The organism is Arthrobacter sp. PsM3 (assembly GCF_030433895.1).
Taxonomy (GTDB): domain Bacteria; phylum Actinomycetota; class Actinomycetes; order Actinomycetales; family Micrococcaceae; genus Arthrobacter.
In genome coordinates this window covers 15,476-33,551 of the sequence record NZ_JARUXE010000023.1, presented here as the reverse complement: position 1 = coordinate 33,551, position 18,076 = coordinate 15,476, and the positions used below count along the sequence as shown (strand labels likewise).

Annotated in this window: 27 protein-coding genes and 1 tRNA gene; 27 read left to right on the top strand and 1 reads right to left on the bottom strand. The window is 63.5% G+C overall.

From position 1 onward, the window contains the following. The first annotated feature begins 52 nt into the window (after positions 1 to 52). The 19 genes from QCD75_RS13295 to QCD75_RS13205 all read left to right on the top strand — a co-directional run bounded on the left by QCD75_RS13295 (position 53) and on the right by QCD75_RS13205 (position 10,774). Positions 53 to 361: a glutaredoxin domain-containing protein gene (locus tag QCD75_RS13295; protein WP_301229333.1), complete on the top strand. Its 309-nt coding sequence runs from the start codon at positions 53 to 55 to the stop codon at positions 359 to 361. Beyond that, positions 358 to 633: a hypothetical protein gene (locus QCD75_RS13290; RefSeq protein WP_301229331.1), complete on the top strand. Its 276-nt coding sequence runs from the start codon at positions 358 to 360 to the stop codon at positions 631 to 633. Before QCD75_RS13295 ends, QCD75_RS13290 begins: the two co-directional genes overlap by 4 nt. Further along, a complete protein-coding gene (locus QCD75_RS13285) occupies positions 630 to 827 on the top strand; it encodes a hypothetical protein (protein ID WP_301229329.1) in 198 nt (65 codons plus the stop codon). Before QCD75_RS13290 ends, QCD75_RS13285 begins: the two co-directional genes overlap by 4 nt. Further along, complete coding sequence (locus QCD75_RS13280; RefSeq protein ID WP_301229327.1) at positions 827 to 3,346, top strand: DNA methyltransferase; 2,520 nt, start codon at positions 827 to 829, stop codon at positions 3,344 to 3,346. Before QCD75_RS13285 ends, QCD75_RS13280 begins: the two co-directional genes overlap by 1 nt. Before the next feature lie 334 nt (positions 3,347 to 3,680). Next, complete coding sequence (gene dnaN / locus QCD75_RS13275) at positions 3,681 to 4,757, top strand: DNA polymerase III subunit beta (protein ID WP_301229325.1); 1,077 nt, start codon at positions 3,681 to 3,683, stop codon at positions 4,755 to 4,757. Continuing rightward, entirely contained in the window at positions 4,757 to 5,035 is a 279-nt protein-coding gene (locus QCD75_RS13270) for a hypothetical protein (RefSeq protein ID WP_301229323.1), read from the top strand. The genes dnaN and QCD75_RS13270 overlap by 1 nt, the downstream gene beginning before the upstream one ends. Continuing rightward, positions 5,032 to 5,469, top strand: a complete 438-nt coding sequence (locus QCD75_RS13265) for a hypothetical protein (RefSeq protein ID WP_301229321.1) — start codon at positions 5,032 to 5,034, stop codon at positions 5,467 to 5,469. Before QCD75_RS13270 ends, QCD75_RS13265 begins: the two co-directional genes overlap by 4 nt. Continuing rightward, the gene (locus QCD75_RS13260; RefSeq protein WP_301229319.1) at positions 5,466 to 6,713 is read left to right on the top strand and encodes a DNA cytosine methyltransferase; all 1,248 of its coding nucleotides are present in this window, start codon (positions 5,466 to 5,468) and stop codon (positions 6,711 to 6,713) included. Before QCD75_RS13265 ends, QCD75_RS13260 begins: the two co-directional genes overlap by 4 nt. A 22-nt stretch (positions 6,714 to 6,735) precedes the next feature. Beyond that, positions 6,736 to 7,149, top strand: coding sequence for an endonuclease domain-containing protein (locus tag QCD75_RS13255; RefSeq protein ID WP_301229317.1), 414 nt, complete (start codon positions 6,736 to 6,738; stop codon positions 7,147 to 7,149). A gap of 36 nt (positions 7,150 to 7,185) precedes the next feature. Then, positions 7,186 to 7,605, top strand: a complete 420-nt coding sequence (locus QCD75_RS13250) for a hypothetical protein (RefSeq protein ID WP_301229315.1) — start codon at positions 7,186 to 7,188, stop codon at positions 7,603 to 7,605. A gap of 188 nt (positions 7,606 to 7,793) precedes the next feature. Beyond that, complete coding sequence (locus QCD75_RS13245) at positions 7,794 to 8,210, top strand: hypothetical protein (RefSeq protein WP_301229313.1); 417 nt, start codon at positions 7,794 to 7,796, stop codon at positions 8,208 to 8,210. Beyond that, positions 8,207 to 8,446, top strand: a complete 240-nt coding sequence (locus tag QCD75_RS13240) for a hypothetical protein (protein ID WP_301229311.1) — start codon at positions 8,207 to 8,209, stop codon at positions 8,444 to 8,446. The genes QCD75_RS13245 and QCD75_RS13240 overlap by 4 nt, the downstream gene beginning before the upstream one ends. Then, on the top strand, positions 8,443 to 8,634 hold the full coding sequence (locus tag QCD75_RS13235) for a hypothetical protein (protein WP_301229309.1): 192 nt from the start codon (positions 8,443 to 8,445) through the stop codon (positions 8,632 to 8,634). Before QCD75_RS13240 ends, QCD75_RS13235 begins: the two co-directional genes overlap by 4 nt. Beyond that, positions 8,631 to 8,777: a hypothetical protein gene (locus QCD75_RS13230; RefSeq protein ID WP_301229307.1), complete on the top strand. Its 147-nt coding sequence runs from the start codon at positions 8,631 to 8,633 to the stop codon at positions 8,775 to 8,777. Before QCD75_RS13235 ends, QCD75_RS13230 begins: the two co-directional genes overlap by 4 nt. After that, on the top strand, positions 8,774 to 9,157 hold the full coding sequence (locus tag QCD75_RS13225; protein WP_301229305.1) for a hypothetical protein: 384 nt from the start codon (positions 8,774 to 8,776) through the stop codon (positions 9,155 to 9,157). Before QCD75_RS13230 ends, QCD75_RS13225 begins: the two co-directional genes overlap by 4 nt. Beyond that, positions 9,154 to 9,339: a hypothetical protein gene (locus QCD75_RS13220; protein WP_301229303.1), complete on the top strand. Its 186-nt coding sequence runs from the start codon at positions 9,154 to 9,156 to the stop codon at positions 9,337 to 9,339. Before QCD75_RS13225 ends, QCD75_RS13220 begins: the two co-directional genes overlap by 4 nt. Beyond that, the gene (locus QCD75_RS13215; protein ID WP_301229301.1) at positions 9,336 to 9,944 is read left to right on the top strand and encodes a hypothetical protein; all 609 of its coding nucleotides are present in this window, start codon (positions 9,336 to 9,338) and stop codon (positions 9,942 to 9,944) included. The genes QCD75_RS13220 and QCD75_RS13215 overlap by 4 nt, the downstream gene beginning before the upstream one ends. Positions 9,945 to 10,136: 192 nt before the next feature. After that, positions 10,137 to 10,613, top strand: a complete 477-nt coding sequence (locus tag QCD75_RS13210; RefSeq protein ID WP_301229299.1) for an HNH endonuclease signature motif containing protein — start codon at positions 10,137 to 10,139, stop codon at positions 10,611 to 10,613. Between the two features lie 88 nt (positions 10,614 to 10,701). Continuing rightward, a tRNA-Leu gene (locus tag QCD75_RS13205) sits at positions 10,702 to 10,774 on the top strand. A 313-nt stretch (positions 10,775 to 11,087) separates the two neighbouring features. Here the strand turns inward: QCD75_RS13205 and QCD75_RS13200 are convergent. Further along, complete coding sequence (locus QCD75_RS13200; RefSeq protein ID WP_301229297.1) at positions 11,088 to 11,438, bottom strand: hypothetical protein; 351 nt, start codon at positions 11,436 to 11,438, stop codon at positions 11,088 to 11,090. A 29-nt stretch (positions 11,439 to 11,467) separates the two neighbouring features. Here QCD75_RS13200 and QCD75_RS13195 point away from each other — a divergent pair, with 29 nt between their 5' ends. The 8 genes from QCD75_RS13195 to QCD75_RS13165 all read left to right on the top strand — a co-directional run bounded on the left by QCD75_RS13195 (position 11,468) and on the right by QCD75_RS13165 (position 18,007). Beyond that, positions 11,468 to 11,695 carry a hypothetical protein gene (locus QCD75_RS13195; RefSeq protein WP_301229295.1) on the top strand — a complete coding sequence of 76 codons (228 nt, stop codon included), beginning with the start codon at positions 11,468 to 11,470 and terminating at the stop codon, positions 11,693 to 11,695. After that, positions 11,692 to 11,997 (top strand): HNH endonuclease, encoded by a 306-nt coding sequence (locus tag QCD75_RS22215; protein WP_367400657.1) that lies wholly within the window; start codon positions 11,692 to 11,694, stop codon positions 11,995 to 11,997. The genes QCD75_RS13195 and QCD75_RS22215 overlap by 4 nt, the downstream gene beginning before the upstream one ends. A 910-nt stretch (positions 11,998 to 12,907) precedes the next feature. Next, positions 12,908 to 13,405, top strand: coding sequence for a hypothetical protein (locus QCD75_RS13190; protein ID WP_301229293.1), 498 nt, complete (start codon positions 12,908 to 12,910; stop codon positions 13,403 to 13,405). Positions 13,406 to 13,413: 8 nt separating this feature from the next. After that, complete coding sequence (locus QCD75_RS13185; protein WP_301229291.1) at positions 13,414 to 13,734, top strand: hypothetical protein; 321 nt, start codon at positions 13,414 to 13,416, stop codon at positions 13,732 to 13,734. A gap of 10 nt (positions 13,735 to 13,744) precedes the next feature. Further along, a complete protein-coding gene (locus QCD75_RS13180) occupies positions 13,745 to 14,146 on the top strand; it encodes a hypothetical protein (protein WP_301229289.1) in 402 nt (133 codons plus the stop codon). Between the two features lie 10 nt (positions 14,147 to 14,156). Beyond that, positions 14,157 to 15,665, top strand: a complete 1,509-nt coding sequence (locus QCD75_RS13175; RefSeq protein WP_301229287.1) for a hypothetical protein — start codon at positions 14,157 to 14,159, stop codon at positions 15,663 to 15,665. 12 nt (positions 15,666 to 15,677) lie between these two features. Then, a complete protein-coding gene (locus QCD75_RS13170; protein WP_301229285.1) occupies positions 15,678 to 17,264 on the top strand; it encodes a hypothetical protein in 1,587 nt (528 codons plus the stop codon). Positions 17,265 to 17,266: 2 nt separating this feature from the next. Beyond that, positions 17,267 to 18,007 (top strand): VG15 protein, encoded by a 741-nt coding sequence (locus QCD75_RS13165; protein WP_301229283.1) that lies wholly within the window; start codon positions 17,267 to 17,269, stop codon positions 18,005 to 18,007. Positions 18,008 to 18,076 lie beyond the last annotated feature (69 nt).

The following is an 18,076-nucleotide window of genomic DNA, read 5'->3' as shown; positions in this document are numbered from 1 at the left end:
CGGCGCCCGGCCACTCCCCCGGCCGGGCGCCGCACCACCCCGAAGGAAACCCATGAACCACGCACAAGAACTCCAGTCGCGCGAAGGTGTCGCCACGGTGGTCTATACGAAACCAAACTGCGTCCAGTGCACGCAGACCTTCCGCATGCTCGACCGAGACGACGTCCACTACCTGAAGGTCGACATCACCGAGGACCCGACGGCCCGGGACTTCATCACCCGCGACGTCGCCGACGGCGGCCTCGGCTACCTCCAAGCGCCAGTCGTGTTCGTCTCAGCAGTCGAAGGCGACGCGCACTGGTCAGGCTTCCGGCCGGACCTCATCGAGGCAAATATAACCAAGCGCGCTGATGCTGCATGAGCGCCCGCGGCGAACTGACGACGCTGATCCTCGGCAAGACAGCCCCTCGTGCCGCCGACGCCATCCTCGCCGCCGGGTACACCAAGCCCCGCACCGTGACGACCCGGGACGAAGTCGCCGCGCTCCCCGAGGGATCGGTCCTTATCGACTCGGCCGGCGATGTCGCGCAGCTTCGCCACGGCCTGTGGTGCAGCTACGAAACCGCGGCTATGACGCATGGCCGCATGGCAAAGTACACGCCCGCCACAGTCCTGTACGAGCCGACCGCATGAGGGACAACTGCTGCGCCCTCTGCAAGGGCCCGCACGGCATCTGCCTCTCCCGGCACCGATGCGAACACCACCGGGAAGCGCAAGCCCAGGACGACGCCAACCACCGCGCCACACGCACCATCCGCGACCCCACCGGCGACACCGCCATCCGCAACATCACCCGCGAACGACGCGGACAGAACAGGAGGACATAGTGAGCGACTACACCGAGTTCCTGAAAGCCAAAGCCGACTTCGAACGCGACTACGGGCAGCCCGTACCAGCCACGGCCGTTAACCCCATCCTCAAAGACCACCAGCGCGACATCGTCCGCTGGGCTGTTGAGGGTGGCCGCCGGGCAATCTTCGCCGCGTTCGGCATGGGCAAGTCCGTCATGCAGCTCGAAACGCTGAAGCTCACCCTGGCGCACGCTGGCGGCCGGGCCTTGATCATCGCCCCGCTCGGCGTCCGCGGCGAGTTCATCCGCGACGGCCACATGCTCGACATCGACGTGACCTTCATCCGCCGTGCCGAGGACATGGCCGGGGACGGCATCTACATCACCAACTACGAGACCGTCCGCGACGGGAAGCTCGACATCGACCTCTTCACCGCCGTCTCACTGGACGAAGCCGGGGTGTTGCGCAGCTTCGGATCCAAGACCTACCAGACGTTCCTCAGCCTCTTCGCCAACGTCCCCTACCGGTTCGTGGCCACCGCCACCCCATCCCCGAACCGGTACAAGGAACTCATCCACTACGCCGGGTTCCTTGGCGTCATGGACACCGGCCAGGCACTCACCCGATGGTTCCAGCGCGACTCCACACAGGCGAACAACCTGACCCTCTACCCGCACAAACGGGAAGAGTTCTTCATGTGGCTGAACTCGTGGTCGATCTTCCTCCAGAAGCCATCCGACCTCGGCTACTCCGATGAAGGATACGACCTGCCACCGCTGGCCATCGACTGGTGCGAGGTCCCCGTCGACCACTCCACCGCCGGGGTAGACCGTGACGGCCAGGTGCGGCTCTTCCGCGGCGGCGCCAAGGACCTACAGGGCGTCGCGAAAGAGAAGCGCGACAGCCTCCCGGCCCGCATCGGGAAGCTCCTCGACATGGTCACCAAGCACCACGCCAAGGACGACGGGCAGATCATCCTCTGGTGCGACCTGAACGACGAACAGTCCGCCATTGAGGCTGCGCTCAAAGCCGCCGGGATCACCTACTCCAGCGTCCACGGCTCACTCGACACCGACGAAGCCGAACGCCGCCTCGACATGTGGCGGGACAAGGAAACGTACGCCCTCATCGGCAAGCCCGTCATGCTCGGCCAAGGCCTCAACCTGCAGCAGGCGAACGTCGCGATCTTCGCCGGCGTCACCTACAAATTCAACGACACCATCCAGGCATGCCACCGCATTCAACGCTTCGGACAGAAGCGGCCCTGCACGGTCCACCTGATCCACGCCGAATCCGAAGGCGAGGTGGTGACCGCCCTGAAAGACAAATGGGCGCAGCACAGAGAGTTGACATCCACCATGACCGACATCATCAAGACGTACGGCCTCGCCCGGAACTCCATCACCGAAGCGCTCACCAGATCCATGGGAGTCGAGCGCATCGAGGCGGCCGGGGACGGCTGGACCCTCGCCAACAACGACTGCGTTGACGAAGCCACCAACCACATGGACGAAAACAGTGTGGACATGGTCGTCACCTCCATCCCCTTCAGCAACCACTACGAATACACGCCCAGCTACAACGACTTCGGACACACCGACGACAACGACCACTTCTGGGCGCAGATGGACTTCCTCACCCCGCAGCTGCTTAAGGTGCTGAAGCCTGGCCGGATCTACGCCTGCCACGTCAAGGACCGCATCAACTTCGGCAACGTCACCGGCGCCGGCATCCCCACCGTCAGCCCCTTCCACGCCGAGGCGCTCTTCCACGGCATCAAGCACGGCTTCGACTACATGGGCATGGTCACCGTCGTCACCGACGTCGTCCGCGAGAACAACCAGACCTACCGCCTCGGGTACACCGAGATGCGCAAGGACGGAACCAAGATGGGCGTCGGTTCGCCCGAGTACATCCTGCTCTTCCACAAGCCCCAGACCGACCGGTCCAAGGGCTACGCCGACGACCGGGTGGTCAAGGAAAAGGAGGACTACTCGCTGGCCCGCTGGCAGGTCGACGCGCACGCCAACTGGCGCTCGAGCGGAGACCGGCACCTCACCCCCGACGAGCTGGCCGCCCTACCAGTGGAGCAGCGGTCCAGGCTGTTCACCGACCAGACGCTCCGGGAAGTGTACGACTACGAATCCCACATCAAGGTCGGCGAAGCACTGCAGGGCAAGGGCGCACTCCCGGCCACGTTCATGTCTCTGATGCCCGGGTCATGGGCCCCGGATGTTTGGCATGACGTGAACCGGATGCTGACCCTCAACGGGGACCAGAAGCGCCGCAACGTCCAGATGCATGTTTGCCCGCTGCAGTTCGACATCGTGGACAGGCTCATCGAGCGGTACACCAACCCCGGCGACCTCGTCTTCGATCCGTTCGGAGGCTTGGGCACGGTGCCTTTGCGGGCGTTGAAGCTGGGCAGGAAGGGGCGCAGCTCCGAACTGAACGCCGGGTATTTCCTCGACTCGGTGAAGTACCTCGAAGCGGAGGAAAACAAGCAGGCCTTGCCGACCTTGTTCGACCTCGAAGGACTCTCGGCAGCGTCATGACCTACGTGTACCGGGATCCTGGCCGTTTGCGCGGGCGCCCGGTGCACGTGCCAGAGGACGTGCCGGAGCCAGCCCCGGCCGCCGTCGTCCAGCCCATCGAACTATCCCCGACCCCGCGGCCGCCGGTCAAGGCATGCCGCCCACCGGCCAAGCCAAACCCACGTCCACTGCCGCCGCCAGTTTGGGGCGGGGCTGCCGGGCTCAAACTCGCCGCGGCCGAATCCGCCGCCCTCGACATTCGCACGACGTTCCTCGCGGAGTCCGGCGCAACATCCGAATGGATCCGCGAATTCAAGCGGACCCGAAACATCCACTGATTATGGGAGAACCATCCATGAAGTTCACACTCACCGCCGACGCACTCGCCGACGCCGCCGCATTCGCATCCAAGGGCATCAGCCCCCGCCCGCCCGTCCCGGTCCTCTCCGGCCTCCTCATCGAGGCGCAGGAAGGCGGGCTCCGCATCTCCGGGTTCGACTACGAGAAGTCCGCCCGCACCCAGGTCGCCGCCGACGTCGCCGAGGCTGGAACGGTCCTCCTGCAGGGGAAGATGTTCACGGACATCATCCGGAAGTTCGGCCGGAAGACCGTCACCGTCGCAGTGGACGGCAACAAGGCAACCCTGACCGCGGGTAGCGCCGTGTTCACCATGCACGCCATGCCCGTCTCGGAGTTCCCGCCCATGCCCCCGCTTCCGGCGGCCGTCGGCGCGATCGACGGCGACGTGTTCGCCGCAGCTGTCGGTCAGGTCATCGGCGCCACGTCCAACGATGACACCATCAAAGTTCTCACGGGCGTCCACATTGTCTCCGAAGGCGACGAGCTGACCCTCCGCACCACGGACCGCTACCGCCTCGCCGAAGCTGTCATCCCGTGGCGCCCCACCGGTGACGACATCGACGTGCTCGTGCCCGGCAAATGGTTGGGCGACCTCGTGAAGACACTCGCCGGTGAGGCAACCATCGTGTCCGACGGCAACCTAATCGGCATCCGCACCGGGAACCGGGCCACGACCTCCATCAAGATGGACGGCGACTTCCCCAAGATCAAGGCACTGTTCCCCGACACCTCGCACACCGAGGTCAAGGTGAACCGGGCCGAGTTCGCCGAGATCCTCGCCCGGGTCTCGCTCGTCGCCGAACGCAACACGCCGGTCAGGCTCACCGCGTGCGATGGCGAACTCATTGTCGAAGCCGGAACCGGCGAAGACGCGCAGGGCCGCGAAACCTTGCCGTGCGAGATCGACGGGACCAACATCGTCGTGGCAGTCAACCCCATGTACCTCGCATGGTCCCTGTCCGTCAGCCCGGCCGCCGATGTGGTCCTCGAATTCCAGGAGAACCTCGGCAAGCCCGTCCTCCTGTCCGGCCACGACGGAATGCGTCACCTCATCATGCCGGTGAAGCTCTGATGGCCGCCCCCACCAATGACCGGAAGTTCCGGCCGCAGTCAATAAGCGTATCCACCTACGTCGACGTCGACATTGACGAGGACTTCCTCGAAGAGAACGGCTACCACCACGAGGAAGACTGCCCATCAACAGTCGCCGGGTTCGACGGAGCAGACCTGGCCGCCGACCTCCAAGCATTCTCCGACTGGCACGACCAAACCCACGGGCTGAGCCTCTGGGCCATGTGCGTCGCCGAACCATGCAAGCACCTCACCGACGATTTCAGGAGCACACCATGACCGAACTCGCAGGCCAGGAGACACTCCCCGCAGACTTTCCCGCGCCCGTCATAACCGCCGACATCCTCATCAACAAGAGCATCACCGAAGGACTCGCCCAGCTGGAGTACTTCCGCATCCACCTGAGCATCTTCGACGAGGCCGGCAACCGGCGCCAAGAAGAGGACGACGCCCAGAAGAACCTCCGCATCGCCAAAGGCAACATGCACCTCTTCTCCTACCTGCTGGACTCGGTCATCGCCGACGTACTCCAGCAGATCCAGGGCGTCAACCGCACGTGGGCGGACAAGGCTGCCGCCGAGCTCGAAGACAAGCTCGAAGGCGGCGACTACTACCCCGAAATGCTCTGGGAATGGGCGCGCGCCCGCGGGCTCGACCCCGAAACCATCACCGAAAAAGCCAAGGCGCGAATCCAAGACAAGGACACACAATGAGCGAGATCACCGTATCCGACTTCTTCTGCGGCGCCGGCGGTTCCAGTACCGGGCTTTCCAGCATCCCGGGCGTTGTCGTCAAGCTTGCCCTGAACCACTGGCAGCGCGCGATCGAGTCCCACGCCTACAACCACCCTGACACCGATCACGCGTGCGCCGACATCTCGCACATCCGACCCGAGTTCATCCCCCGCACGACCATGCTCTGGGGATCTCCGGAGTGCACTAACTTCACCGGCGCCAAGGGAGTCAAGCGCGAGATGTGGGAGGGGCAGAATGTCCTCTTCGGTGAGCCCATCCCGGATGAAGCTGCCCAGCGGTCCCGCGCCACGATGTACGACATCCCTCGGTTCGCGGAGATCCACGACTACGAGATCATAATGACCGAGAACGTCGTGGAGGTCACGGCATGGCGCCCGTTCCGCGGCTGGTTGCAGTCCATGCACGACCTCGGGTACGAGCACCACATCATCTCCATGAATTCGATGCACGCCCAAGCATTCGGGCCCGGCGCCCCGCAGTCCCGGGACCGCGTCTACATCGTGTTCTGGAAGAAGGGCAACCGCAAGCCGGACTTCGACCGGCTCCGGCCTTACGCCGAGTGCCCGGATCACGGCCGGGTCCAGTGCATCCAGTCGTGGAAGACACCGGGGCGCGCAGCTGGAAAGTACCGCCAGCAGTACAGCTGGAGATGCCCCCATTCCTCATGCCGTAACCAGATCCTTGAGCCTGCCGTGAGGCCCGCCGCGGATGCCATCGACTGGACGTTGACCGGCAAACGGATCGGAGACCGGCCCAAGCCGTTGGCCGCCAACACCCTGGCACGCATCGCATCCGGCATGCAGCTGCACAAGGCGGCCGATAACTTCCTCATCGAGTACTACGGCGAAGGCGGGTCCCGGCGCACGGACGTCCCTTTCTCGACGTTCACCGGGCGGGACCGGCACGCGCTCATCGTTCCGCTGCGCAAGCACGGCGTCGCAAAGACCCTGGACAAACCTCTCGACACCATCACGGGCGGCGGGAACCACCACACGCTCATCGAATACACGGATCCGCTAATCGATGACGCCATGTTCCGCATGATCCAGCCACACGAACAAATGTGGGGCATGGACTTCCCGAAGGACTACACGATCCTCGGAACCAAGACCGAGCGGACATTGCAGGCTGGCAACGCAGTTACCCCGCCGGCGGCCCGCGACATCGGCACCATCTGCGCAGAGAGCTTGATATCAGCATGAGAACAGATATGGAGGGATTCAAATGGAGTCCAACAAGCGCACACGCCGCGCCGTCGTCACCCATTGTTCAAAGTGCGGTGATGAGCTCACAGAAGCCAATGCCACGCGCCGCGCTGGCAGCCATGTTTGGCGGTCCCACTGCGACCCGTGCCGCGCCGTCCGCAGGCGCGCGCTTCACGACGCACAAGAGGCGGCTAAGCGCATCATGCTCACCCGCGACGTTTGCGACATCTGCAAACGGCCGGAGACGGCAAAGCGCAACGGCGTCGTGCGGCTCCTCAACAAGGACCACGACCACCAGACCGGCGAATGGCGCGGCCTGCTCTGCTCGCGATGCAACCAAGCCATCGGGATGTTCGGCGACAACGTCCACATCATGCGGGCAGCCATCGAATACCTCAACAACCCACCGGGACTCTTGCTGCTCGAGGACTGACGCGGCATAGGGGCGGAAGTCCAGAAAGGAGGACAGATGGCGAAGGACAGGCGACCGTACTTCACGATGACGAATGAGTACCCAAGACATCGGAAGATCCGCGGACTGTCAGATGCTGCATTCCGGCTTCACGTGACCCTGATTGCCTTTGCGAACGAGGAAAAGCGTGACGGGCTGGTGAGCGACGGCGACCTACTTTCCAAGGGGGTCAAGGTCAAAAAAGAGCTGATCGGGGCCGGTCTGGTAGTCGCGGTGGCCGATGGAACATTCGCACTCCATGACTATCTGGAGCATCAGAACTCAGCCGATGAGATGGAGAGGTATCGGGCCGAGCAGAAGGAGCGTGGGCAGCGTGGCGGCATCAAGTCAGCGCACACCAGGTACCACGTGAAATTGGGCAAGATCGACCCGAATTGCCAGCTCTGCCCGGCCATCGAACCTACCGAATATGGGTAAGCGGAATCTAAGCGGGCGCTTAGCTTTTGCTTAGCAAAAATCTAAGCGGAACCTAAGCACCATTTAACCAATACTTAGCTCGCCTTCGTTTCTGGCTGGCTTTTAGAGAAGTGATGAAAAAAGTTTCCAACCAATCGTCGCCTTAGGTGATGCGCGAGTTGCTGGATTTTTGGCTGAAAGGAATTCCATTGACCATCACGGATCAGCAGGGCCGCGCTGTCGCCTACCTGCTCCACGAGATCCGCCCGGACTGGGGTGTCGCCTCGCTGGTGTCACTCATCGACAAGCACCGCGACGTCCCAAGCCTGGGCGCCCTCCTCATCGCCGCGACGACGAAGGCCATGGAGCGCACATGCCAGACCCCGGCGCCGATCTTCCACCCCGGCCCGCACTGGCCGGCCGCAGCCAGGGCCCACCTGCCCAAGCCCGAACCCTGCCCCGACCACGTAGGCGAATCAGCCCACAGCTGCCGCTGCTGCATCGCCGACACCAAAGCCGGGATCAGGCCACCCGGCATGATCGGCAAACACCACACACCCACAAGCGAAGACGACGAAGCCCCGGCAAACGCTGGGGCTTCACTCGTTGAAGGAGACCAAGCATGAGCGACACCGAACTGCGCGCCGATAACGAGCGCCTGACCACACTCAACGACAAGCTGGCCCGCCAGGTCATCGGCATGGGGGAAAAGCTCGAAGCCGGGCGGCGTGAGCTGCTGGCCACTGGCTGGGACGCATGCGCGAAACTGCCAACCCGGCCGGACCTGAAAGACAACCCATACCGTCAGCCCGTCATGGACTTCTCCGGCGCGCTGATGTGCACGACGGACGGTGACGCGTGAGCAAGTTCAAGCTAGGCGATCCGGTCCGCGTGATCGCCCGCAACACCCGCCACTTCGACGCGGTCGGGACTGTCGTGGACGTCAGTGCCCAGCATTATCCGTTCCAAGTCGGCGGCCTCGAAGGCTCCCCGCTCTGGTTCGGACCCCACGAACTCACCCTCGCCGAACACCAACCGGAGGACTCATGAGGAAGACCTACCCGCGGCTCAGCGTCCGCGTGAATGCGCTCGGCACGTTCGACGTCTACCTCATCAAGGCCGCACCAATCCCCGGCGTCTGGGTTTCCGGCGGCCTAACCATCCCCGCCGCACTCTGGTGGGTCAAGCAATGAGCGGCCGCACCCGGGCATCAGCCAAGAAGGCCGGATCCAGTTTCGAACGGTCCACCGCCGACTACCTCGCCGCCGTCGTGGATGACCGGATCGACCGCAGGGTCAAGAACGGTGCCAAGGACCGCGGGGACATTGGAGGGATCCGGCACATGGGCGGCCGTGTCGTCCTCGAATGCAAGAACGCAGTCCGCATCAACCTCGCCGGATGGGCCGCCGAAACCGAGATCGAACGCGGCAACGACGACGCACTCGCCGGCGCCATCGTCCACAAACGCCACGGCAAGGGCGACCCCGCCGACCAGTGGGTCACCATGACCCTCGCCGACTTCGCCGCACTACTCACCGGCAACCGCAACCACATCGACCAGGAGGACGCATGACCGACCACAGCATCAGCCTCGAGCACACCGCCGAGGACAAGAAGACTGGCATGACCCTCGGCGCCCTCTGGGTCTTTGCGCAGGAAGCCCTCAATCACGGCATCGACCCCAGAGAGCCCATCAAAGTCACCACCGGATGGCGCATGCAGATCCAGAAACTCGAAGCAGGAGGACGCCAGTGAGCCTCAACGACAACATCCACCAGCTCACCCGCGAGCACCTCAAGATCGGCCCGGACGGCGCACTCCGCCAGGCACCCGCACTGCTCGCCGAACTCCGCAACGCCGTCACCCCAGGCAACACCGGATCGGCCGGCGGCGCATCAGGCCCGCCAATCCCCATCAACCCCGAAGCCGTCGACATGCTCGCCCGCATGGCCGGCGACGCCAAAGCCGACTATCGCGAGATCACCGGCAACCCCTGGCCCGGCGACCTCGAAACACTCCTGCAGCACATCGCCGCCATGAGCCTCGCCGCGGACTGGCACGCCTACCTCGAGCGCCTCACCCTCGAATGGGTCAACCAGATCACTGCGTTCCTCTGGCCCATCAAGCCGCGGCGAAAGCTCACCGGGAAGACATGCCCCGCATGCGGGCTCGCCCTCCACGGCGACGAGCGCGCCGTCTGCCTGTCCCTCGGATGCTGGGACGACGACGGCAACCTCGCCAAGATCGGGGCATGGGATATCGAGTGCGGATCGTGCGGCGCCGAATGGGCGGGCGATCAAGTCGCGTGGCTGCTCAGGGCGCTAGACACGCCGATAGAAGACGTGGTGCACGTGAGTTAATTCCGGTAGAGTGTGTCATGTCTCGCCAGAAGTGGCTGAGAAACCAGGTCGGTCCAAGTGACTGGCCTTTTTTGTTGCCCAAAAGCGCCCGCCGTGACCCCCATACGCGACGGGCGCTTTTGCGTACCCAAAGAAAACTCCCGCGATGCCTGGCAGCATCCGGGAGCCCGACCGACCGTCTTAGGAGTCGATATGGAAACGATAGCACTTACGCATAAGGACCTCGAAAGGTTCTGGGCAAAGGTCGACAAGTCCGGCGACTGTTGGATCTGGCAAGCGGCCCTCGTCCAAAAATACGGCATGTTCCGGGTCACCCTGAACGGCAAGCAGTTCATGAAGAAGGCGCACCGAATTGCCTACGAACAGCTGATGGGCCCCATCCCGGACGGGCGCGGCCTTGACCACATCTGCCATGTCGAATCTTGCGTGAATCCAGCCCACCTCCGCCCCGTCACTGCAAAGCAGAATGCCGAGAATCGGACTGGCGCGAATGCCGGGTCGACGTCCGGGGTCCGCGGCGTGCATTGGAGCAGCGCGCGAGGACGATGGAATGTGGTCGTCGGCCACAACGGGAAGCATGTTCAGGGCGGGTCCTTCCAGTCCATCGAAGAGGCCGCCAAGGTTGCTGCCAGGCTAAGAGCAGAACTGTTCACTCACAGCGCGGCATAGAATCCCCAACGACTGGCGCGGGGTGAACCATCCAGTCAAAACAACTTCATAGCGCTGGCCAGTAACCCTCTCAGGACTGGCCGGGCATGGGTCTCTAGTCCAACGGCAGAGACAGCAGCTTCAAAACCTGCACAGTCCCGGTTCGAATCCGGGGGGACCCACGGGGACCCCATGTCGCTCCCATGAGTACGACCGCCGGCCTATTCACCCGGCAGGACTGGACCGCACAGGCGGCGCAGGGATCGCGACCCAACCAGCCCACTGACGGCCAAAGCCACTGACCAACCATCGCGGAACGCAGATGAGCCAGTAACCGTCCCCACTCTCCTGCATGGAGGCTGTCCCAGGTTGCCGCTGGGGAAAACCCATCCGCTGGATGACGGACCGAGCGAAAGCTCATGCCAAGGTCGCGAAGAAACGCCGGAGGGTCAGCCGAAGAACGAGGCGTCGGTACACGCCTACTCCATGCAGGAGCTACACCGTCGCCTTAGCGGCCGACCTCACCTTCGCTGCGAACGCCTGGGCCTTCGCCTGATCGCCACGCTTGACCTCAAACGTCCACGCGAACTCAGGCCCCTCGACCAGCAGGTACGACTCGCCGCCCGACTTCTTCTTCATGGCCAGCGAGATCAGACCAAAAGCAGCGAACCGAGTAAGCGTCACACGCTGGGACAAAGCCTCGCCCGACTCCACCACGGCCGTAACCCCCGCAAGGGGATACTCGCCCTTCTGCTTCGACTCAAGGCAGCGCACCTTGTCCTTGTACAGCGTGAGCATCCCATACGTCGCTACGGGCGCCTTAGCAGCCCACTCCTTTAGTCCCATGTCGGCGAGTCTAACCGGAGGCACAACCCATGCGCCTATACCGCGCGATCTGCGCTTGGCTCGAAGCCTCAGCCCGACTCATGGACGAGCCCGACGAGTACCACCCTGAAGGTGCCGGCGAAGCGCGAAGCGAACACGCCCACTCCTACGCCGCGCCACCCGAGCTCCACATACGCAGCAACCGAGAGCCCCTCTACGACGACGAAGACAAGGCACGACGGACAGTGCCCATCGGGTTCAGCCGGAACCGGCCATGAGCAACCCGCGTCGAGCGAACAGCTCCCTTCGCAACAAGCTCCGCGCAAGGGTCATCAGGGAAGAAACCCACTGCTGGCTCTGCTCGCTCCCCGTAGACAAGACGCTCCCACACGGCCAACCAGGATCACCCGAGATCGATGAAGTCATTCCGGTATCCAAAGGCGGATCGCCCTACGAGCGTTCCAACTGCCGACTAGCCCACCGCCTCTGCAACCAGAAGCGCGGCAACCGGCAACCGCAGCATGGCGAGAAGGCACCGCCAAGCCCCCTAGCGCCACTCAAGACCAGCCGCCGATGGTGACCAGCACGTAAGGAGCGCCCATGCCGACATCCTCATGCTCAGTCGATGACTGCGAGCGCACAGGCAAGATGCGCCTCACCTACTGCGAGAACCACTACCGCAAGTTCAAGAGGAACGGCACCCCAACGCCTGACCCAAGGGTTACGCATGGCAGCCCCAGCATGTACCGATATGGCTGCCGATGCACTCCATGCCGAGCCGGGCACGCCGCACGCTACCAAGCATGGTCCCGAGCCAACTTCGAGAAGACCGGCGAATGGCAACGAGGACGATGGATACCCGACGCCGACCGACACGCCATCTACGAGAGAGATGAATGGCAATGCCTCATCTGCCTTCATCCAATCGACCAAGAGGCCGAGCCGAACAGCCCATGGTCGGCGTCCCTCGACCACATCGTGCCAAGGTCATCCACACCATGCCCTGATCACTCCCCAGGCAACCTACGCACCGCTCACATGTGGTGCAACGCGGTCCGCGGAGACGCAACAGGCATCACGGACGACGAAATACGAGCCCAAAGAGACCTGCTCATCACCGCCTGACAGCCTGTGGACAACTTCTGGATACTCGGTGGATAACGCTTTTCCTTATCCCAGATCTCATGAAGAGGGGGTGGGGGGACACCCCTCCCGCCCCCGCCCCTAGCCCTCCCCAGGCATAGGGCGAAAATATCCCCCCGAGCACTCCACTCTCGGCCGCCGGGCACTTTTCTCCGGCCACCAGAGCGATTCTGACGGCCGCGCCGTCCGCCTCTGACGGAATTTGACCTGCCCGATATTTGGTTCAGCCGCCGTTGTGGCCGTCTTGAATCAACGGCCCTAATCCCTTATGTTTACTGGGTTTATCCGTTACAGCTTGGTAGACTTGGACCATGCCATCAACCATGTGCGGGTACTGCGGAGGACCCATGCACCTCCCCCGCGAGGGCGCGAAGTTCTGCACCTCGAAGTGCCGGGTGTACGCGCACCGAGCTGCGAAGCGCGCGCCGGCCTTTCCGGAGGCGATGACGAGCCGCCGACGCTGGGTGCGTCGAGATGCTGACAAGGTGCCGCTGACCGGCTCGGGTCGTTACGCCTCTTCCACCAATTCGCGCACCTGGGCGTCATTCGAGCATGTCTCGAAGTCGTCCGCTGGCGTGGGCCTGGGCTACGTTCTTGGTGACGGTGTTGGCTGCTGGGATTTCGACCACTGCATCGTTGACGGCGAGCTGACTGGCTGGGCCCGCGAGGCCATCGCCGCAATTCCTGATCCTCTGCTGATCGAGGTGTCCCAGTCCGGCGAAGGTGTCCATGTCTTCGTGGAAGCTCCGGAGGGTCCGGGCCGCCGTATCCGGGATGGCCGCAACATCGAGTTCTACTCTGCCGCCCGCTACATCGCGGTGACGGGAAACAAGCTATCGATCTAGGAGCAAACATGACGCAGGCGCCAACCATTGGCCGGATTGTCCACTACACGCTGACCGAGCAGGAAGCCGCCCACGTCAATAAGCGCCGGGCCGACGCCAAGAACCTGAACGGCGCCGGAGTGACGCTGGCCAGTCAGGAACTGGGCCCGCAGATCCACATCGGGAACAGCGCGAGCGCCGGCGACGTGTTCCCGGCCATTATCGTCAGGGTGTGGCCTCAGTCGTCTGTACAGCTGCAGGTGTTCCTCGATGGCAACGACACTCTTTGGGTAACGTCCCGGACCGAGGGCTCCGGCGACGGCCGCTGGTCCTGGCCGCCCCGAGTCTAGGAGGCCTGCCGTGGATGTTCCTGCTGGCCTTGGTGAGCGTGGCGCGGCCCTTTGGCAGGCGATGGCCACGCAGGATGTCCCCCGCAATGCGCTGGTGCTGGAGGCTGCCCGTACGGCTGACCGCCTGGACGAGCTGGACAACATCATTCAGGGCAAGGGCGTTCTGAACCTCATGCAGTTCCGCGTGCTGGATCGAGAAGTAGATGATGACGGCTCCGTGAACATCAACGTTGAGGTCAAGTTCAACGCGGTGCTGGCGGAGGCCAGGCAGCAGGCGACTGCGTTTGCCAACATCCTCACGAAGCTCTCCCCCGCGGATTCCAAGGCTGCCGCCCCACCGGTGCCAGTGCCGGCTGACCTGCCCGATAATGTCTCTCCGCTGCAGAGGTTGGCTAAGAAACTGAACGGCTAGGTGGTGGGGCGTGCTGATCGGTTCGCAGGTGGCACGCTTCAACACCGCGCCGTCTCCCCGCGGGTACAGCCTGGAGCATGCCGAGAACGCGCTCGAGTTCGCTGAGGGCTACGACTACGTTGTGGATCCTTGGCAGGCCGAGGCTGTGCGGGCTTGGCTGCGGACGGACGATGCGGGATGGCTGTCTTCCACGTGGGGATTGAGTGCCCCTCGCCAGAATGGCAAGAATGGCGCGTTGGAGGTTGTTGAGCTTTACCTGATGGTGGCGCTCAACATGAAGATCCTGCACACGTCGCACCTGCTGAGTTCGGCGCGTAAGGCGTTCAAGCGTCTCATGCATTTCTTCGGCACGAAGGTCAATGACCCGCACGCGAAGTTTCCGGAGCTGAACGCTCTGGTGAAGGAGATCCGCAAGACCAACGGCCAGGAAGCCATCGAGCTGCACAAAGGCGGCCTGATTGAGCTGGGCGCCCGGACCGGCGGTGCGGGCCGCGGTAGCTCCTTCGACGTCCTCGTGGTGGATGAGGGCCAGGAGTATGAGGAGGACGAGCAGGAGGCTCTTGAGCCGACTACTTCGGCAGCCCCGTCTGGTGATCCGATCACGATCTACATGGGTACTCCCCCGAAGGATCTGTCCGAGCGCGGCGAGCCTTTCGTGCGGGTCCGGAACGCAGCTGTCACCGGCGCTGATAAGCGGTCGGCATGGGTGGAGCATTCGGCCGCCGGCGACGTCGACAAGATGTCCGAGGCGGAACTGAGGGTCTTCACGGCGGACCGGAAGAACTGGGCTGACGCTAACCCTGCCCTGGGCGGGCGCATCAAGCTGCGGACGGTGGAGACGGAGCATCACAAGTTCTCCCCGCGGTCGTTCGCTCGCGAGCGCCTGAACATGTGGCCGACACCTTCGGTCGCCGGGAAGTTGGCGTTCACGAAGTGGGATGACCGGGCGATTGATGACCCGGACCCTGAGTGGCCGATCGCCGCGTACGGCGTCGACATGAATCCGGAGCGCACGAAGGTTTCGATCGGCGTCTCTACGTTCGCGGAGGGCGATGACATCCACCTCGAGCTGGCCGCCGACGCGCCATTCGATGAGGCCGGGACAATGGCACTCGTTGACTGGTTGTGGGAGCGCGCCAAGCGCCGCACCCCGATCGTCATTGATGCCTACTCCCCGGCCCGGGACCTCCTTGAGGCGCATCTGAAGCGGAAGAAGATGAAGGTCTTCATCCTCGGCGCCCATGAGTACACCCAGGCGTGCGCTGGGCTGCATGAGGCAGTCGAGAAGCACCCTGCGGTAACGCACTTCGGGCAGGAACACCTCGACCATTCGGCGAAGAACACCACGCAGGATCCGATCAAGAACCGCCCTGGCTCGTTCAAGTGGAATCGTACGAGCCTCGACGTCGACCTGTCCCCCATCGTTTCCGTGACTTGCGCCCACTACGGGGCGCAGAAGTTCGCCCGTCGTATCCCGAAGTCTTCTGAGAAGAAGGTTCGCGGAGCAATCGTTTTTTAGGAGGTGGCCCGCTTGGCTGGTCTGGAGTTGGTGCGCCCTCTGAGTGATTTTGAGGCGGCGGCGTTCAATCGGATGTTGACGGTGGTTCGTCGCAAGACGGATCGTAACCGCTTGCGGACGTCGTACTTCGATGCGAAGAAGCGTCTGGACAAGATCGGGTTCTCGATCCCGCCGCACATGCAGGACTTCCAGGTTGCCATCGGCTGGGCCAACAAGGCCGTGAAGGTGCCGGCCCGTCGGATTCGGCCGGACGGATTCACGCTGGGCCGCGCTTCAACGATGCTGGATGACATCGATGAAGTCTTCGGTGATAATCACTTTGCCGCGATAGAGCGCATGGCCATCGAGTCATCCCTGCAGCATTCGGTGTCTTTCGTTTTCGTGACTCCGGGCGATTCCGGGAATGGCGAACCTGATGTCATCGTGGCTGCCCGCACCGCTCTTGAGGCGACGGCGGAGATCGATACCCGCACCAACCGGGTGACCATGGCTCTTGAGCTCGTTGGCCGGTGGGAGGCGCTGCTCTACGTGCCGGGCGAAACCCTGCGCATTCAGTTCATCGAGAAGAAGTGGATGGTAACGCGGACGTACGTCGGTGTTGCAGGCCGAGTGACGTGCTCCCCGTACGTGTGGGGACGCTCTCTTGATCGCCCGTTCGGTTACTCGCGGATCACCCGGCCGCTGATGGGTTACATCGACATGGGATGCCGGACGATGCTTCGGCAGGAAGTCAATGCTGAGTTCTATGGTGCCCCGCAGCGCGCCCTGCTTGGCGCTGAGGAAGAGCACTTCCTCGATGCGAAGGGTAAGCGCATATCCCCGCTGGACGCTCTCATTGGCGGCGTCTGGGCCCTTCCAAATACCCGCGATGAGGAAACCGGCGATCTGGTCAAGCCGACGCTGCAGCAGCTCTCGCAGGCTTCGATGCAGCCGCACGGAGAAATGCTGAAGACTATCGGGCTGATGGTGGCCAGTGAGACGTCGATCCCGGTTGGCTACCTCGGCATCATCCACGACAATCCTTCATCCGCGGACGCGATCCGCGCCTCCGAAGCTGACCTGACTTCCGTCGTCGAGGGCGAGCTGGAAAGCATCGGGATGTCCCGCGTCGACCTCGCACGCAACGTCCTGGCCGTGAAGTACGGCGAATGGACGCCCGCCATGGAGGCCGAGCTTCGCGGCCTGAGGGCGCACTTCAAGGACCCCGGGACACCGTCGAAGGCCGCCCAGGCTGACGCCGGATTGAAGTTCACGCAGACGTTCCCCGAGGGTGACCCGGAGGTTGCGATGGAGGTCTACGGGTTGGGCAAGGATCAGATCGAGCGGATGAAAACGTATCAATCGAAACTGGCTGGCGGCACCCGCCTTGATGCTCTCATGGCGGCTGCGAAGTCCTCTGCATCGCCGGTATTCAGCGATGGCGCCGGCGCACCTGTGGATGAGCGACTTACAGAGGCGCAGGTGCTCAAGGCCAAGGCTGACGCGCTGGGCGTTCTTCGTCGTGCTGGCGTTGATGCAGCATCGGCCGCACAGCAGGCCGGACTTGAGGGCGTGACCTTCATCCCCGGCAACCTGATCACGATCCGCGAGGGCGCGTAGCCATGGTGGACCCCGCTTCCATTGAGCGCTACCGGACGGCGTCCGCTGAGCTTTCGGGCCGGGTGGAAGCCGAGTTGGCCGCCTATTTCGCGGCGCTCGATCTGTCCCGTCCGGAGGCGGCGCGCAACGCTCTGCTGGAGTTTATGCCTCTGCTGGTATCCCAGTATGGGGAGGTCGCCGGTGTGCTGGCGTTGGACTGGTATGAGGAGCAGCGGGCCGACTCTGGAGTGGCTGGCCGATTCCGGGCCACCCCTGCCCCGGCAGCTATCCCGAGCGTCCGTGTCGAAGAGAAGGTCAGGTATCTGGCCCGCCACCTCTGGACTCCTGAACCGGCGGCGATGCTATCGGCGCTGACCATTGCAACCGACAAATACGTGAAGCAGTCCGGCCGGAACACGATTACGTGGAATGCCGACCGTGAGGGCGCTTCATGGGCCCGGGTACCGTCCGGGCCGAAGACCTGCTCGTGGTGCCTGATTCTTGCATCGCGCGACGCGGTCTACGTTTCTGAAAAGTCGGCGGAGACACGGGCTGATGGCGAGACCTACCACGGATTCTGTGACTGCCAGGCGGTCCCGCTGCGAGCTGGCGACGATTACCCCGAAGGCTACCTGCCGGATGACTTCTACGACATGTATTCGGTGGCGCGTGACGCTGCCGGGTCGGGTGACATGAAGGACATTGCCGCGGCGATGCGCCGGGAGTTCCCGGGCAGCGTCACCGACGGCGTCCACACCCACTAGGTTCCCTTCCGTGCGATGCGGGCAGGGTTTTTCGCCGTGCGATGCGGCATTCACGAAGGAGCTTTCCCA

Coding starts and splice junctions, on each gene's coding strand:
- QCD75_RS13295 (WP_301229333.1), top strand. CDS start 53: ATGAACCACGCACAAGAACTCCAGTCGCGCGAAGGTGTCGCCACGGTG.
- QCD75_RS13290 (WP_301229331.1), top strand. CDS start 358: ATGAGCGCCCGCGGCGAACTGACGACGCTGATCCTCGGCAAGACAGCC.
- QCD75_RS13285 (WP_301229329.1), top strand. CDS start 630: ATGAGGGACAACTGCTGCGCCCTCTGCAAGGGCCCGCACGGCATCTGC.
- dnaN (WP_301229325.1), top strand. CDS start 3,681: ATGAAGTTCACACTCACCGCCGACGCACTCGCCGACGCCGCCGCATTC.
- QCD75_RS13270 (WP_301229323.1), top strand. CDS start 4,757: ATGGCCGCCCCCACCAATGACCGGAAGTTCCGGCCGCAGTCAATAAGC.
- QCD75_RS13265 (WP_301229321.1), top strand. CDS start 5,032: ATGACCGAACTCGCAGGCCAGGAGACACTCCCCGCAGACTTTCCCGCG.
- QCD75_RS13260 (WP_301229319.1), top strand. CDS start 5,466: ATGAGCGAGATCACCGTATCCGACTTCTTCTGCGGCGCCGGCGGTTCC.
- QCD75_RS13255 (WP_301229317.1), top strand. CDS start 6,736: ATGGAGTCCAACAAGCGCACACGCCGCGCCGTCGTCACCCATTGTTCA.
- QCD75_RS13250 (WP_301229315.1), top strand. CDS start 7,186: ATGGCGAAGGACAGGCGACCGTACTTCACGATGACGAATGAGTACCCA.
- QCD75_RS13240 (WP_301229311.1), top strand. CDS start 8,207: ATGAGCGACACCGAACTGCGCGCCGATAACGAGCGCCTGACCACACTC.
- QCD75_RS13230 (WP_301229307.1), top strand. CDS start 8,631: ATGAGGAAGACCTACCCGCGGCTCAGCGTCCGCGTGAATGCGCTCGGC.
- QCD75_RS13225 (WP_301229305.1), top strand. CDS start 8,774: ATGAGCGGCCGCACCCGGGCATCAGCCAAGAAGGCCGGATCCAGTTTC.
- QCD75_RS13220 (WP_301229303.1), top strand. CDS start 9,154: ATGACCGACCACAGCATCAGCCTCGAGCACACCGCCGAGGACAAGAAG.
- QCD75_RS13210 (WP_301229299.1), top strand. CDS start 10,137: ATGGAAACGATAGCACTTACGCATAAGGACCTCGAAAGGTTCTGGGCA.
- QCD75_RS13200 (WP_301229297.1), bottom strand. CDS start 11,438: ATGGGACTAAAGGAGTGGGCTGCTAAGGCGCCCGTAGCGACGTATGGG.
- QCD75_RS13195 (WP_301229295.1), top strand. CDS start 11,468: ATGCGCCTATACCGCGCGATCTGCGCTTGGCTCGAAGCCTCAGCCCGA.
- QCD75_RS22215 (WP_367400657.1), top strand. CDS start 11,692: ATGAGCAACCCGCGTCGAGCGAACAGCTCCCTTCGCAACAAGCTCCGC.
- QCD75_RS13190 (WP_301229293.1), top strand. CDS start 12,908: ATGCACCTCCCCCGCGAGGGCGCGAAGTTCTGCACCTCGAAGTGCCGG.
- QCD75_RS13185 (WP_301229291.1), top strand. CDS start 13,414: ATGACGCAGGCGCCAACCATTGGCCGGATTGTCCACTACACGCTGACC.
- QCD75_RS13165 (WP_301229283.1), top strand. CDS start 17,267: ATGGTGGACCCCGCTTCCATTGAGCGCTACCGGACGGCGTCCGCTGAG.